The organism is Nocardioides zeae (assembly GCF_030818655.1).
GTDB classification, from domain to species: Bacteria; Actinomycetota; Actinomycetes; order Propionibacteriales; family Nocardioidaceae; genus Nocardioides; species Nocardioides zeae_A.
Genome location: NZ_JAUTAN010000001.1, coordinates 3713155 through 3727338, shown reverse-complemented (window position 1 = coordinate 3727338; position 14184 = coordinate 3713155). Strand labels below are relative to the sequence as shown.

15 protein-coding genes are annotated in these 14184 nt (G+C 73.6%); 10 read left to right on the top strand and 5 right to left on the bottom strand.

The window, feature by feature from the left end:
- The first annotated feature begins 19 nt into the window (after positions 1-19).
- The 4 genes from QE405_RS17675 to QE405_RS17660 are packed head-to-tail and all read left to right on the top strand — an operon-like array spanning position 20 to position 1795.
- Entirely contained in the window at positions 20-907 is an 888-nt protein-coding gene (locus QE405_RS17675) for a multinuclear nonheme iron-dependent oxidase (RefSeq protein WP_307203146.1), read from the top strand.
- Positions 904-1356 (top strand): hypothetical protein, encoded by a 453-nt coding sequence (locus QE405_RS17670; RefSeq protein ID WP_307203144.1) that lies wholly within the window; start codon positions 904-906, stop codon positions 1354-1356. The genes QE405_RS17675 and QE405_RS17670 overlap by 4 nt, the downstream gene beginning before the upstream one ends.
- A complete protein-coding gene (locus QE405_RS17665; protein WP_307203143.1) occupies positions 1353-1616 on the top strand; it encodes a hypothetical protein in 264 nt (87 codons plus the stop codon). Before QE405_RS17670 ends, QE405_RS17665 begins: the two co-directional genes overlap by 4 nt.
- Positions 1616-1795, top strand: a complete 180-nt coding sequence (locus QE405_RS17660) for a hypothetical protein (RefSeq protein WP_307203141.1) — start codon at positions 1616-1618, stop codon at positions 1793-1795. Before QE405_RS17665 ends, QE405_RS17660 begins: the two co-directional genes overlap by 1 nt.
- An 18-nt stretch (positions 1796-1813) precedes the next feature.
- On the opposite strand, the gene QE405_RS17655 is transcribed toward QE405_RS17660, so the two are convergent.
- On the bottom strand, positions 1814-2446 hold the full coding sequence (locus QE405_RS17655; protein WP_307203139.1) for a nitroreductase family protein: 633 nt from the start codon (positions 2444-2446) through the stop codon (positions 1814-1816).
- 114 nt (positions 2447-2560) lie between these two features.
- Here QE405_RS17655 and QE405_RS17650 point away from each other — a divergent pair, with 114 nt between their 5' ends.
- Positions 2561-3160, top strand: coding sequence for a TetR/AcrR family transcriptional regulator (locus tag QE405_RS17650; protein WP_307203137.1), 600 nt, complete (start codon positions 2561-2563; stop codon positions 3158-3160).
- A 53-nt stretch (positions 3161-3213) separates the two neighbouring features.
- Positions 3214-5490, top strand: a complete 2277-nt coding sequence (locus QE405_RS17645) for an MMPL family transporter (RefSeq protein WP_307203135.1) — start codon at positions 3214-3216, stop codon at positions 5488-5490.
- Positions 5491-5899: 409 nt separating this feature from the next.
- Here QE405_RS17645 and QE405_RS17640 read toward each other — a convergent pair whose 3' ends face one another.
- Positions 5900-7348, bottom strand: coding sequence for a S1C family serine protease (locus QE405_RS17640; protein ID WP_307203133.1), 1449 nt, complete (start codon positions 7346-7348; stop codon positions 5900-5902).
- Positions 7349-7496: 148 nt separating this feature from the next.
- Here QE405_RS17640 and ald point away from each other — a divergent pair, with 148 nt between their 5' ends.
- Both ald and QE405_RS17630 read left to right on the top strand, forming a co-directional pair.
- Entirely contained in the window at positions 7497-8645 is a 1149-nt protein-coding gene (gene ald, locus QE405_RS17635) for an alanine dehydrogenase (RefSeq protein WP_307203131.1), read from the top strand.
- A gap of 50 nt (positions 8646-8695) precedes the next feature.
- Positions 8696-9553 carry an aldo/keto reductase gene (locus QE405_RS17630; protein WP_307203128.1) on the top strand — a complete coding sequence of 286 codons (858 nt, stop codon included), beginning with the start codon at positions 8696-8698 and terminating at the stop codon, positions 9551-9553.
- 78 nt (positions 9554-9631) lie between these two features.
- On the opposite strand, the gene QE405_RS17625 is transcribed toward QE405_RS17630, so the two are convergent.
- From QE405_RS17625 to QE405_RS17615, 3 genes are read right to left on the bottom strand one after another with little or no spacing between them, the layout of a single operon-like run.
- The gene (locus tag QE405_RS17625) at positions 9632-10120 is read right to left on the bottom strand and encodes a hypothetical protein (protein ID WP_307203126.1); all 489 of its coding nucleotides are present in this window, start codon (positions 10118-10120) and stop codon (positions 9632-9634) included.
- Positions 10117-10719: a rhomboid family intramembrane serine protease gene (locus QE405_RS17620; RefSeq protein ID WP_307203124.1), complete on the bottom strand. Its 603-nt coding sequence runs from the start codon at positions 10717-10719 to the stop codon at positions 10117-10119. Before QE405_RS17620 ends, QE405_RS17625 begins: the two co-directional genes overlap by 4 nt.
- Positions 10720-10759: 40 nt before the next feature.
- Positions 10760-12004: an AAA family ATPase gene (locus tag QE405_RS17615; RefSeq protein ID WP_307203122.1), complete on the bottom strand. Its 1245-nt coding sequence runs from the start codon at positions 12002-12004 to the stop codon at positions 10760-10762.
- 335 nt (positions 12005-12339) lie between these two features.
- Here QE405_RS17615 and QE405_RS17610 point away from each other — a divergent pair, with 335 nt between their 5' ends.
- Positions 12340-13305 carry a glucosyl-3-phosphoglycerate synthase gene (locus QE405_RS17610; RefSeq protein WP_307203120.1) on the top strand — a complete coding sequence of 322 codons (966 nt, stop codon included), beginning with the start codon at positions 12340-12342 and terminating at the stop codon, positions 13303-13305.
- Entirely contained in the window at positions 13302-14165 is an 864-nt protein-coding gene (gene folP / locus QE405_RS17605; protein WP_307203118.1) for a dihydropteroate synthase, read from the top strand. Before QE405_RS17610 ends, folP begins: the two co-directional genes overlap by 4 nt.
- Positions 14166-14184 lie beyond the last annotated feature (19 nt).

Here is a 14184-nt window from a genome sequence, read left to right as displayed (position 1 = left end):
CCGGCGCACACTCCGGCGCATGACCGAGCGCGGGGCACCCACCGGCACGGCCGTCGCGTGGCGGCGGCCGGTGGCGGACCTGCTCGCCGCGTACGCCGCCGCCGGCGACCTCTCCTTCACCGAGGTGGTCGCGGAGAACGTCGACCCCGCGTGGCTCCCCGCCGAGCTCACCGCACTGCGGGACGCGGGCGTCCCGGTCGTGCCGCACGGCGTGACCCTCGGTCTCGCGGGCGCCGACCTGCCCGACCCTCACCGCCTGGCCCACCTCGCCGCGCTCGCGGAGGCGTTCGACGCCCCGCTGGTCAGTGAGCACGTGGCCTTCGTGCGCGCCGCCGCCACCCCGGACCCGCTGCACGGCGACGTGCTCGAGGCCGGTCACCTGCTGCCGCCACCCCGCACCGCCGACAGCCTCGACGTGCTCGTCGAGAACGTCCGGGCCGCGCAGGCCGCCCTGCCGGTGCCGCTCGCCGTGGAGAACATCGCCGCGCTCTTCACGTGGCCCGAGGACACGCTCGACGAGCCCGACTTCCTCACCGCGCTGGTCGAGCGCACGGGCTGCCGGCTCGTCCTCGACGTCGCCAACCTCCACGCCAGCGCCGTCGCCCGTGGCAGCGACCCGGTCGCCGACCTGCTGCGCTTCCCGCTCGAGGCCGTCGCCTACGTCCACGTGGCCGGCGGCCAGGAGCGGCCCGACGGGCTCTACCTCGACACCCACGCCCACGCGATGGTCCCGCCGGTGCTCGGGCTCGTGAGCACGCTGGCCGCGGCGTACCGGGAGCGGGGGCTGCCCGTCCCCGGGATCCTGCTGGAGCGGGACGAGGACGTGACGCCGGAGGCGGTCCGGAGCGAGTACGACGCGTTGCGCGCCGCCGTCGCCGACCACCGCGTCGCGGGAGCGGTCCGGTGAGCGCCCGCGCGCGGCTGGCCGGCCGCCAGGAGGAGGTGCTGGCCGCACTGCTGCGCGGGGACGTCCCACCCGGGTTCGCCCCGGCGAGCGCGGCGGGCACGGCGCTGACGACCCGGGTGCTGCACCGCAAGCGCAGCGACGCCGTGCTCCGGGTCGCGCCCGAGCTCGACCTCCTGCCCGGCTGGCGCGACCGCTTCCGCGGCTGGGCCGCCGACCACCCCGCTGCCGGGTGCGCCCACGACGACCTCGCGGCCTTCACCGCGTGGCTCCCGCGGCACCACCCCGACGCCGCCGGTTGGCTGCGTCTCCACGCCGTCCACGACGGACGCCGCCGCGCGGCCGTCGTGACGATCGCCGGGCGACGGTCCCTGGTCCTCGGACTGGGTACCCGCACCTGGCACCTCACCCGCCGGCGGCGCGCCGGCCTCTCGGAAGGAGCTGCACCATGACGATCGTCATCGTGTGCGTCGTGCTGGCGGTGGTGGCCGGCGCGGTCGCCCTCGCGGTCAGCACGAGCACGTCCTCGGGCCAGCGGCGTCGACGGTCCGCCGGGCGCGGCGGGGCGTACGGCGCGGGCGGCGGCTACGTCGGGGGCTGCGGCAGCAGCGACTCCGGCCACGACTCGTCCTGCGGCTCCAGCTCGTGCAGCTCGAGCTCCTGCAGCTCCGGCTCGTCCTGCGGGGGCGGCGGCTGCGGATCGAGCAGCTGATGGCACAGCTCGGGTCGATGGTCGTGCTGGGCCTCGTGGTGCTCGGCGTCGTGCTGGTGGTGCTGGTCGTCTTCGCCGTCGTCACCCGGCGCAGCGGGCGACGACGGGCGGGCCCGGCAGCGAGCGAGCCGGGCGCCGACGAGCCCCGTGCGGGGGACGACGACCGCGACTCCGCCTGATCAGGCTGGTCCGCCTGATCAGCCCGTGAAGGGCGTGCCCCAGGCGCCGTCGTACCCCACCTCGGAGGCGCCCAGGCGCGTCCGGTCCTTGGTGTGCCGCGCGACGTCGCCCTCGGCGGCCCGCGCGACGTGCTCGTCGCCGCCCAGGCGACCGACGGCGATGCCCGCCATGACGCGGTAGGCCTCCGGCACCCCGAGCGCGGCCGCGGCGGCGTCGTGGTCGAAGCCCGCGAACTGGTGGCTGTGCAGCCCGATGGCCTGCGCCTGGAGCGTGAGGTGCGCGACGGACTGCCCGAGGTCGTAGAGGGCGTAGTCGCCCATCCCCTTCCGGCCCTCCCACTCGCCGGTGAGCGCAGCGGCGACGATCAGGACCGGCGCGGTCGGCACCCACCCGGAGTTGCCGTTGCTGAGAGTGCCGACGACGGCGTCGTACGCCGCGGTGCCGACCCGGGTGACGATGTACGCCCACGGCTGCGTGTTGCCGGTCGACGGCGCCCAGGCGGCCGCGGTCAGCATCGACGCGATCTCGTCGTCGCCGACGGGGGCGTCGGTGGCGAAGACCGCCGGGCTCCAGCGCGAGCGCATGGGCTCGGCGAGCACCTCGGCTCCGGGTCGGGGGGCACGGGCGAGGGTCTCCTGCGTGACGGACATGGACTCAATTGTGAGCCAGGGCCTTCCCGGGACAACCGCGCGGTCCCGACTGCGGCACACGTCACACGGGTGAATGTTTTGCACTTTGGGATTCGCAGTGCAAACTTGCACTTCGTGAGCACGAGTGCAGAAAACGGCGCGGCCGACCACCGCGCCAGCAAGCGCGAGGAGACGGCGCGTCGCATCATGGTCTCCGCCCAGCGCCTGGCGTCGGAGCACGGACTTGACGGCTTCACCATGGACGAGCTCGCCGCGGCCTCGGGGGTCTCGCGCCGCACGCTGTTCAACTACTACCCGTCGAAGGTGGACGCCTGCCTGGGTCCGCCGATCGAGGTGCCCGCCAGCGCCATGGAGGCCTTCGCGTCCGGTGGGCCGACGGGCGACCTCGGCGCCGACCTCGAGCACCTCGCCCGCGAGGTGCTGGGGATCGAGGAGCCCACGCGCGAGGAGATGGTGCTGCACCGGCAGCTCTTCCAGAACCCCCGGCTGGTCGAGGCACTGCACGACCGCTTCGCCGAGCTGGCCGTCGACCTCGAGGGGGCCGTGCGCGCCCGGGGCGGCGAGCAGATCGACCAGGAGGGCGCCCTGCTCCTGATCCGTGTGCTGCTCGTCGTGTTCGACACCGCCATCGACGCCAGCATCGCCGGCGACGACACCCCGCTCTCCGACCTGTTCTCGCGCCACTTCGGCAACCTCCGCCGGCTGCTCGCCTGAGCCGCCGCCCGACGTACCCACCCCACGCCCGCACCCCGACAGGAGCACCAGCGATGGCCACTCTTCTCTACCGGCTCGGAAAGACCGCCTTCCGGCGGTGGCCGGCCTTCATCGGCGTCTGGGTCGTCGCGCTCGTCGCCGTCGGCGCGACCGCGCTCGCGATCCAGCAGCCGACGAGCAGCACCTTCTCCATCCCCGGCATCCCCTCGGAGCGCGCCAGCGACCTGCAGGCGGAGCTCTTCCCCGGCGCCGAGGACGCGCTCAACGACACCTCGGTCACCGTCGTCGTCGCGGTGCCGGAGGGCGAGCAGCTGAGCGACCCGGCGTACGCCGAGCGCATCAGCCAGCTCGTCACCGACATCTCCGAGAGCCCGCAGGTGCTCTCGAGCGAGCAGGCGCCGATCCTCGACCCGGTGGCCGCGGCCGCCGCCCAGGAGGAGGCACTGGTGGCCGGGGGCGCGAGCCCCGAGGACGTCGCCAACCTCGCACCCGTCGACCCGGACGGCCGGGTCGGGCTCATCACCTTCGACTTCGACGTCGACGAGCCCACGGACATCAAGCCGGAGAGCCAGGACGCGGTCCTCGAGCTGCTGGACGACGCGCGCGGTGACGGGCTCGAGGTGGAGGCCAACGGCCCGGGCCTGCAGGTCATGGAGATCAGCGGCGCGTCCGAGCTCATCGGCATCGCGGTCGCCCTCGTCGTGCTCGTGCTGACCTTCGGGTCGCTCGTCGCGGCCGGTCTGCCCATCGTCACCGCGATCGTGGGCGTCGCCCTGACCTCGCTCGGCGTCACCGGCATGACGGCGTTCACCGACGTCTCCGACATGACCCCGATCCTGGCGGTGATGATCGGCCTGGCGGTCGGCATCGACTACGCGTTGTTCATCCTCGCCCGCTACCGCAGCGAGCTGCAGCACACGGACGACCGCGAGGAGGCGATGGGCATCGCCGTCGGCACGGCGGGCTCGGCCGTGGTGTTCGCCGGACTGACCGTCCTCATCGCCCTCGCGGCACTGGCCGTGGTGCGGATCCCGTTCCTCACGGCGATGGGTCTCGCGGCCGCCAGCGGCGTCTTCCTCGCCGTGCTCGTGGCCCTCACGCTCCTGCCCGCCGTGCTCGGCATGCTCAAGTCGAAGGCCTTCGGCGGCACCGTGCGGCGCTACGATCCGAAGCGCGGCGAGGACGGGCGCATCGTCAACAACGGCGTGCGCTGGGCCCGGCTCGTCGGGCGCTCGCCGCTGGCCGCGGTGGTGCTCGTGGTCGTCGCGCTCGGCGCCCTCGCCGTACCCGTGCAGAACCTGCAGCTCGCCCTCCCCAGCGACTCGACGAGCCCGAGCGACACGACGCAGCGCAAGGCGTCCGACCTCATCGCCGAGGCGTTCGGCGACGGTCGGCAGGCGCCGCTGCTCGCGGTCGTCGACGGGCGTGACATCACGGACGACGCCGAGCGCCAGGCCGCCTTCGGCGAGGTCGTCGCCTGGGCGGCGGAGCAGGACGACGTGGCCCACGCACAGATCACGCAGACCAACGCCGACCCGCAGGGGGACCCCGCGGCGGCGACCGGGGCGCTGGTGCTCATCACGCCCGCCTCGAGCGCGGAGGACGCCGCCACGACGGACCTCCTCGCGGACCTGCGCGACACCCAGGGCGACATCGAGTCGTCGACCGGTGCGGAGCTCGGCGTGACGGGCATGACCGCCGTCGCCGTCGACGTGTCCGACCGGCTCAACGACGCGCTGCCGATCTACCTCGTCGTCGTCATCGGCCTGGCGTTCCTGCTGCTCGTGCTGGTGTTCCGCTCGATCCTGGTGCCGCTCACCGCCACCCTCGGCTTCCTGCTGACGGTGCTCGCCACGCTCGGCGTCACGGTGCTCGTGTTCCAGGACGGCGCGCTCGGGATCGTCGAGGGCCAGCCGCTGGTGAGCTTCATGCCGATCTTCCTGGTGGGCGTGGTGTTCGGCCTGGCGATGGACTACCAGGTGTTCCTCGTGACCCGCATCCGCGAGGCCCACGTGCACGGCGCCGACTCGGTGGCGGCGGTCGTCGACGGCTTCCGCAACTCGGCCCGGGTCGTGGCGGCGGCAGCGGTCATCATGATGTCGGTCTTCGCGGCCTTCATGCTGATGGACATGTCGTTCATCAAGGCGATGGGCTTCGCCCTGGCGACGGCGGTCTTCATCGACGCCTTCGTGGTGCGGATGACGCTGATCCCGGCGCTGATGTACCTCATGGGCGAGAAGGCCTGGTGGCTCCCCCGCTGGCTCGACCGTGTCCTCCCCCGTGTCGACGTCGAGGGCGAGAGCCTCGAGCGGGCGCACGCGCGGCACTGACCCACCCGGGCTCGTGGCCCCAGCGCGACGTTTACCGTCGCGTTGGGGCCACGTGGCGTTCCGGGGTGGTCTGTGCCCGCCGCCCCGTGTAACGCGGCGTCCGGGCTACTGAACACGTGGTCGACCACCGCACAAGTAGCAGTAACACCGCGTTACACGCGTGCGCCGAGGATCCGGAACCCCGCCCCACCCCCCCCCGCCGCCCGAGCCGGATCGACGGCCGACCGCCCCGGGGCGTGCTCGTCCGGCTGACATCTAGCGCGGTGTTAGTGCTACCTCCGCGGTGGACGACCACGTGTGGAGTAGCCCGGACACCGCGTTACACGACGACAAACCAGAGCGCCGCACGGCAAGGTCTCGGGTCCTCGGCCGTGCGGCGCCCTGGGTCAGCGGGAGCCTGGGGGAAGGCTCAGTTCAGCGGCGACTCCGTGAGGGTCGCGTCGCCGCTCATCTCCTGGCCGTTGCGCTCCCAGGTGATGGTCACCGTGTCGCCGGGCTCGTAGGACGCGACGGCGGCCGCCAGCTCGTCGAAGGTCGACACCTGGGTGTCGCCGATGGCGGTGATGACGTCGCCCTCCTGGAGGCCGGCCTGGCCGGCGGGGGTGTCGGCCTCGGCGGCCGCGACGAGCGGCTCACCACCGGACGGGTCGATGCTGACGCCGAGGTAGGCCGGCGTGCCGATGACGATGCCGTCGCCCTCGTCGCCGTCGATGACGGCCTGCACGACGTCGAGCGCCTCGTCGATCGGGCGGGCGTAGCTGATGCCGCCGCCCTCCTGGACCTGGCCCGTGCCCTGCGCCTGCGCGCCGGGGACGGCGGAGGACGTCGGGCCGTCCTGGCCGTTGGTCGACGCGGCGGCGGTGCTGATGCCGATGACCTCGCCCTCGGCGTCGAACATGGGGCCGCCGGAGTAGCCGGGGACCACGTCGGCGTCGGTCTCGATGAGACCGCCGATCTCGGTCTCGTTGCCGTTGTACTGGTCCGTCGTCGTGATGCTCTCGTCGAGCGAGGTGACCTCGCCGCGCACCTCGGAGAGGAAGCCCTGGCCGCCGGCGTTGCCGAGCGCGGCCACGGCGTCGCCGACGTCGACCCCGCCGTCGTCGTCGAGCGTGACGGTGTCGAGGTCGCTCACGCCGTCGATCTGGAGCACGGCGACGTCGGCGGACGCGTCGTACCCGAGCACCGTCGCCTCGTGCGTCTCACCCGTCGCGGCGACCTCCACCTCGACGGTCGTCGAGTTGTCGACCACGTGGTAGTTGGTGACGGCGAGCCCGTCGGAGGTGAGCACCATCGCCGTACCGGCGCCCTCGCCGCCCTGGAGCGCCGTGTTGACGAGCAGCACGCCCGCGTCGGACACCTCGCCGGGGTCGGAGGCCTCGTCCGTGTCCCCGCCGCCGCGGTTGACGAGGTCGTCGATGTCGGGGTTGCTCGAGGTCGAGCTGCTCGGCTGCGCGTCGTCGTCGGCGTTGAGGACGACCGGGATCGCCACGGCGCAGGTCAGCGCGGAGCCGATGACACCACCGGCGACCGCGGCGAGCACCCCGGCCCCCCGCCGGCGGCGCGGCGGCGGTGGGGGCGGCCACGCGCCGTACGGCCCCTGGGCACCCGGCGGGACCTGGCCCCACCCCGCCTGCGGGGGGAACTGCTGCTGGGGCTGCTGGGGGTACGACGCGGGCTGGCCCCAGGCGTCGTGGGCGCCGGAGGGGTGGGCCCCGGACGCGTGGGCCCCGGACGGGGCCTGTCCGTACTGCTCCCCCGGCGGCGGGAACGCACCGGGTGCGCCGTACGAGGGGAGCGGCTGGGTCGCGGGACGCTCCGGCTCGTGGGGCGGCGGAGCGGAGGGACGGGAGTCGTTCATGGCAACCAGTTCACACCCGCTGACCCAATGTCCCGTGAGGGGACTCTGTGAATCACGTGTGAGCAGCCGTCATGATGAGTGAGCGGCGTCACACCCCGAGGCCGCGCCCCGTCGCGCCACCGCGCGCCCACGAGTCCGAGGAGTCCCCATGCGCATCGGTGTCCCCACCGAGGTCAAGAACCACGAGTACCGCGTCGCCCTCACCCCCGCCGGCGTCACCGAGCTGGTCGGCCACGGCCACGAGGTGCTCGTGCAGAGCGGCGCCGGGCTCGGCTCGGCGCTGACGGACGAGCAGTACGCCGCAGCAGGCGCCCGCATCGTCACCGGCGCCTCGGCGGACGAGGCCGCCGACGCCACCTGGGCGGAGGCGCAGCTGGTGCTGAAGGTGAAGGAGCCCGTGGCGGAGGAGCACCACCGGCTGCGTCCGGGCCTCGTGCTCTTCACCTACCTCCACCTGGCCGCGGACAAGGCACTCACCGAGGAGCTCCTGGCGCGTGAGGTCACGGCCCTGGCCTACGAGACGGTGCAGGGGGCGGACGGCTCGCTGCCGCTGCTGGCCCCCATGTCGGAGGTCGCGGGGCGGCTCGCGCCGCAGGCGGGCGCCTACCACCTGATGCGGGCCGGGGCCGGCGTGCTGGGGGGCCGCGGCGTGCTCATGGGCGGGGTCCCGGGCACCTACGCGGCGAACGTCGTGGTCGTGGGCGCCGGGGTCGCGGGCCTCAACGCCACCACGGTCGCGCTCGGCATGGGCGCGCGCGTCCTGCTCTTCGACCGGAGCCCGGCCGCCCTGCGTCGCGCCGACCAGCTCTTCGGCCACCGCGTGCAGACGGTCGCGTCCAACTCGCTCACCCTCACCGAGGCCGTGCTCGAGGCGGACCTCGTCATCGGCGCCGTGTTGATTCCGGGCGCGAAGGCCCCGACGCTGGTCACGAACGAGACGGTCGCCCAGATGCGCAGCGGCGCCGTGCTCGTCGACATCTCGATCGACCAGGGCGGCTGCTTCGAGGACTCCCGCGCCACGACCCACGCCGACCCGACCTACCGCGTGCACGACGCGACGTTCTACTGCGTCGCGAACATGCCGGGCGCCGTGCCGCACACCTCGACCTACGCGCTGACCAACGTGACGCTGCCGTACGTCGCGGAGGTCGCCGGTCGCGGCTGGCGCGACGCCTGCGTGGCCGACCCGGCGCTCGCGCGCGGCCTCGCGACGCACGCGGGGGCCCTGACGAGCGAGCCGGTCGGGCGCGCGCACGCGCTGGACGCGGTGCGGCTCGCCGACGTGCTCGAGGGGTGAGCCGCCTCACGCGGCGGAATCATCTTGAACGCGGTGGCACTGTCACTGGCATGGCTTCCGCAGAGATCCCGACCGTCAGCCTCAACAACGGCACGACCATCCCGCAGCTCGGCTTCGGCGTCTACCAGGTGCCGCCGGACGAGACGGAGCGCGCGGTGCTGACCGCCTTCGAGGCGGGCTACCGCCACATCGACACGGCGCAGATGTACCAGAACGAGGCCGGTGTCGGTCGCGCGCTGCGCAGCTCGGGCCTGGCCCGCGAGGACGTCTACATCACGACGAAGCTCAACAACGACTCCCACGAGCCGGCCGTCGCCCGCGCCGCCCTCGAGCAGTCGCTGCGCGAGCTCGACGTCGACCACGTCGACCTCTTCCTCATCCACTGGCCGCTCCCGACGCGCTACGGCGGCGACTACGTGTCGACGTGGCGCACGCTCACCGAGCTGGCGGCCGAGGGCAAGGCCGCCTCGGTCGGCGTCTCCAACTTCCACCCCGAGCACCTCAAGCGGATCGTGGACGAGACGGGGATCGTGCCCGCGATCAACCAGATCGAGGTGCACCCCTACCTGACGAACGAGGAGGCGCGCCTGGCGTCCGGTCGCCTGGACGTGGCGGTCGAGGCCTGGTCGCCGATCGCGCAGGGCGCGGTGCTGGACGACCCGGTGCTGGTCGAGCTGGCCGAGAAGTACGGCAAGACGCCCGCCCAGGTGACCCTCCGCTGGCACATCGAGCGCGGCGACATCATCTTCCCGAAGTCGGTGACGCCGGAGCGGGTGAAGGAGAACGCGGACATCTTCGACTTCTCGTTGACCGCCGACGAGGTCAACCGGATCACCGGCCTCGACAAGGGCGAGGAGGGGCGCACCGGCCCCAACCCGGACACGTTCGACTGGATCCCGGGCGCCTGATCGCTCAGTCCACATCGGTCGTGGTGTGAGGCCGCCGTTTTCCGGCGGCCTCACACCACGACCGCGTGGGTTCCGGGGTCAGATCCCCAGGTGACGGTCGAGGTTCGTCGCGAACCCGTTGCCCATCGAGGCGACGACGCGCTTCATCGCGGTCTTCACCGCCGGCGCCGACAGCCGCGGGAGCGGCAGGTCGACGGTGATGGTGAGGCTGATGGCGAGGTGCGCGGCCACCGCGGCCGCGCCGCGCTCGTCGTCGGTCGCGTCCCGCAGCTCGTACCAGCCCTCCGCCCCCGCGTCCTCGTCCCGCCCCGCGGGCGGGTCGTGGCGGAAGTCGATGCGCTCCAGCTCCACGAACGTCATGCGCTCGGTGAACTCCGGCGCCACCGCCAGGCTCAGGCCCGGCACCTTGGCCATGCGCCAGACCCAGTGCTCCCCCCGCTCCTCGATCGAGGTGAGCATCGGGGTCAGCTCGGCGAGCGTCGCGGGGTCGGTGAGCACGTCCCACACCGCCTGCCGCTCGACGGGCAGCACGGCGGTCGCCTCGTGGGAGACGGAGAAGGCGGTCATGCGGTCGCTCCTGTCGCGTCGGTACGGCGCGGCGTCAGCATCGCCGCAGCGAGACCTCCGCCGATGGCGCCGAAGAGGTGGCCCTGCCACGAGATGCCCGGCTGACCCGGGAGGACGCCCCACAGGGCGCCGCCGTAGAGCACGAGCACCACGATGCCGACGGCGATCTGGCCGATCCGCCGCGTGAAGAAGCCGCGGAGCACCAGGTAGACGATGAACCCGAACACGAGCACCGACGCGCCGATGTGGTTGGTGCCGGACGGCGCGATCAGCCAGGTGCCGAAGCCGCCGATGACCCAGATCGCGCCGGTGACGGCGAGAGCCTGCCCGATCCCGGACAGGGCGATGACGAAGCCCAGCACCAGCAGCGGGACCGTGTTGGAGATCAGGTGCTCGAACCCGAGGTGCAGCAGCGGTGCCGTCGCGATGCCGACGAGCCCCTCGTCGGTGCGCGGCTGCACGCCGTACTGGTCGAGACGGTGGCCGACGATCGTGTCGACGATCTCGAGGACCCACAGGACCGCGACGAACCCGCCGACCAGCGTCACGGCGTCGCGCACCGGCCCACGCTCGGGGGCCGTCCGCACCGGTGTGCTCATGTCCGTCAGGCTAGCGACGGCTCCCTGGGGGACGCCGGCGTCAGTCGCCGCCGAGCACCACGTGGCCGTTCCCGTCCTCGTCGATCCACTCCTCACCGACGCCGTGGTGGGACCGACCGCGGGAGCCCCGCGGACCGCCCTCGTGCATCGACGGTCCCGAGGCCAGCAGGCTGCGGGTGAACGACTCGCGGTCGCCGAGGAGCTCGTCGAGGGCCGCCTCGAGGTGACGGTCCACGGCCGGCACACCCTCGACCGCGGCGGCCAGCACCGTGCGACGCACCAGCTCCTTCGCGAACGACGCGGTGACGCCCTCGGCGCGGTCCGCAGCGGCCCCGACGGCCTCGTCGCTGAGGTCGAGCCCTCGCGCGTAGAGGGCGAAGAGCCGACGCCGCGCGGCCGCGTCGGGACGCGGCACCTCGACGGCGAGGTCGATGCGCCCCGGACGCTGCGCCAGCGCCTGCTCGAGCAGGTCGGGCCGGTTCGTCGTGAGGAGGAAGGCGACGTCCGCATCCCCGTCGAGACCGTCCAGTGCCTCGAGCAGCTCGAACAGCAGCGAGTCGGGCGAACCCATCATGTCGCGGTCCTCGGCGATGAGGTCGCAGTCCTCGAGCACGACGATCGCGGGCTCCAGCACGCGAGCGATGCTCGCGGCGTCCCGCACCGCGCCCAACGAGTTGCCGCTCAGCATCAGCACCGTCGTGCCGTCGGCCGCCCCCACGAGGTGCCGCACCGTGTGGGTCTTGCCGGTGCCCGGGGGGCCGTAGAGCAGGACGCCGCGCTTCAGGTGCTGTCCGGCGGCGAGCAGCGCCTCCCGGTGGGCGCCGAGGGCGAGCACGTGCTGCTCCAGCCGCTCGAACGCGCCGTCCGGGAGCACCACGTCCTCCCGCGCCACGGAGGGCCGCTCCACGAACGCGACGCCCCCGAGCATCGACTCGAACCCGTGCGGCCGGAACGTCATCACCTGCCCGCGCAGCACGCTGTCGGCCGTCATCCGGCGCCGGACCTCCGCCAGGAAGGCATCCACCGTCTCCGCACTCGCTCCGACCACCTCCAGGGTGGCCTGCTCACGGTCCCACTCCGGGTCGGCGGCCGACTGCAGCACGGCCACCGGCTCACCTCCCCACGTCAGGAGGCGCAGACCGCGGGAGACGACGCGCCGCTCCTCCCCCGGACCGACCGGCATCGAGATGTGGTCGATCGGAGCGACCCCCACCGGACCGTGCCGCCCCGCCAGGATCGAACGAAGACCGACGTCCCGCTGGCGACGGTCGACCGACAGGCCCACCACACGACCCTGAGCCCCGGCCAACGCGTCCAGCACCGCGTCGGCGTCGACGAGCCGCCACGGCGGGAGCTTCTCCGTGACGATCGAGCACTCGACGCCGGTGAGCCGAGATGGGCGTCGAGGAGCCGCACCAGCTCACCCGCGTCGGAGGAGGTGGCGCGCTCGTGGTCGTGCACCACCTTGTCGAGGAACCGGGCGAAGGCGTCGATGAAAGCGTCCTGGTCGGCCATGGACGCAGCCTGGCAGGACGCGCCGACAATCCTCGACCGGTTTTCCACCGCCCCCCTGTCCCGGCCGCCCCGAGCCCGTTCCCGACCCACCTCTAACCTGTCGAGGTGAACGCGCCGCGCCCCGACGACGCCACGTCCGCGTGGGCGGCGCGTCGCACGCACCACTGGCAGGACTGGCCGCTCGACGCCCTCCTCGCCGCGCGTGAGGCCTCCGGCGTGACCGTCAGCCTCGTCGTACCGGCCCGCAACGAGGCCGCCACCGTCGGCGACGTCGTGTCCCGCGTGCGGGAGCGGCTCGTGGAGACCGCCCGCCTGCTCGACGAGATCGTCGTCATCGACTCGGACTCCACCGACGGCACCGCCCAGGCCGCGGCCGACGCCGGGGCCGAGGTGCACGCCGCGGCCGAGATCCGCCCCGACCTCGGCTGGGCGCCGGGCAAGGGCGAGGCGATGTGGAAGTCCCTCTTCGTGACGCGCGGGGACGTGCTGGTCTTCATGGACGCCGACCTGCGCGAGTGGGACACCCACTTCGTGCCCGGCCTCCTCGGGCCGCTCCTCACCGACCCGACGGTGGGCCTCGTCAAGGGGTTCTACGAGCGGCCGCTCGACGTCGAGGGCGGCGGGCCGTACGACGGGGGTCGGGTCACCGAGCTCGTCGCCCGCCCGCTCCTCGCGCTCGCGTTCCCGGAGCTCGCCGGGCTCGTGCAGCCGCTGGCCGGCGAGTGGGCGGTCCGTCGCGAGCTGTTCGCCTCGCTGAGCGTCCCGACGGGGTACGCCGTGGAGCTGGCCGCGCTCGTCGACACCCTGCGCGCACGGGGCGTCGACGCGATCGCCCAGGTCGACCTGGGTCGTCGCTCCCACCGGCACCAGGCGCTCGCCGACCTGGGGGCCATGGCGACCCAGATCCTGGCCGCGGTCGCGCGCCGCACGGGCGAGGTCGGGGGCGTCGACACGGTGGGCCTGCGGCAGTTCGTGCGCACCGAGGCCGGCGCCGTACCGCACCTGCGGGCCGTGACCGTGGGCGAGCGACCACCCCAACGCACGGTCCTGGCACCGGAGGAGACCGCATGACGCTGCGCCTGGGGCGCCACTCGTTCCCCGACGACGCGACGCTGATGATGGCGATCGTCAACCGCACGCCCGACTCGTTCTACGACAAGGGCGCCACCTGGGCGGAGGACAAGGCCTTCGACCGCGTCGCCCAGGTGGTCGACGAGGGCGCCGAGATCGTCGACATCGGCGGCATCAAGGCCGCGCCCGGCGTCGAGATCGACGAGGCCGAGGAGCGCCGCCGGGTGGTGTCGTTCGTGGCGCGCGTGCGCGCGGCGTACCCCGACCTCGTCATCTCCGTCGACACCTGGCGCGCGTCGGTCGGGCGCGCCGTGTGCGCCGAGGGCGCGGACGTGCTCAACGACGCCTGGGGCGGCGCCGACCCGCAGCTCGTCGACGCGGCGGCCGAGCACGACGCCGCGATCATCTGCACCCACACCGGCGGGGTCACGCCGCGCACGCGGCCGCACCGGCTGGCGTACGACGACGTGGTCGCCTCCGCGATCGCCGACACGACGGCGTACGCCGAGCGCGCGCTGGCCGCCGGCGTGGCGCGGGAGTCGATCGTGATCGACCCGGCCCACGACTTCGGCAAGAACACCTTCCAGTCGCTCGAGGTGACCCGCCGGCTGGGCGAGATGGTCGCGACGGGCTGGCCCGTGCTCGTCAGCCTCTCCAACAAGGACTTCGTCGGCGAGACCCTCGACCGCGGAGTGGGCGACCGGCTGCTCGGCACGTTGGCCGCGACGGCGATCTGCGCGCAGGCGGGGGCGCGGATCTACCGGGTCCACCAGGTGCCCGAGACCCGGCAGGTCGTCGACATGGCGTGGACCATCGCGGGTCGGCGTCCGCCGGCCCGGGCCATCCGCGGCCTGGCCTGACGCGCCGCTGCCCGCCGCT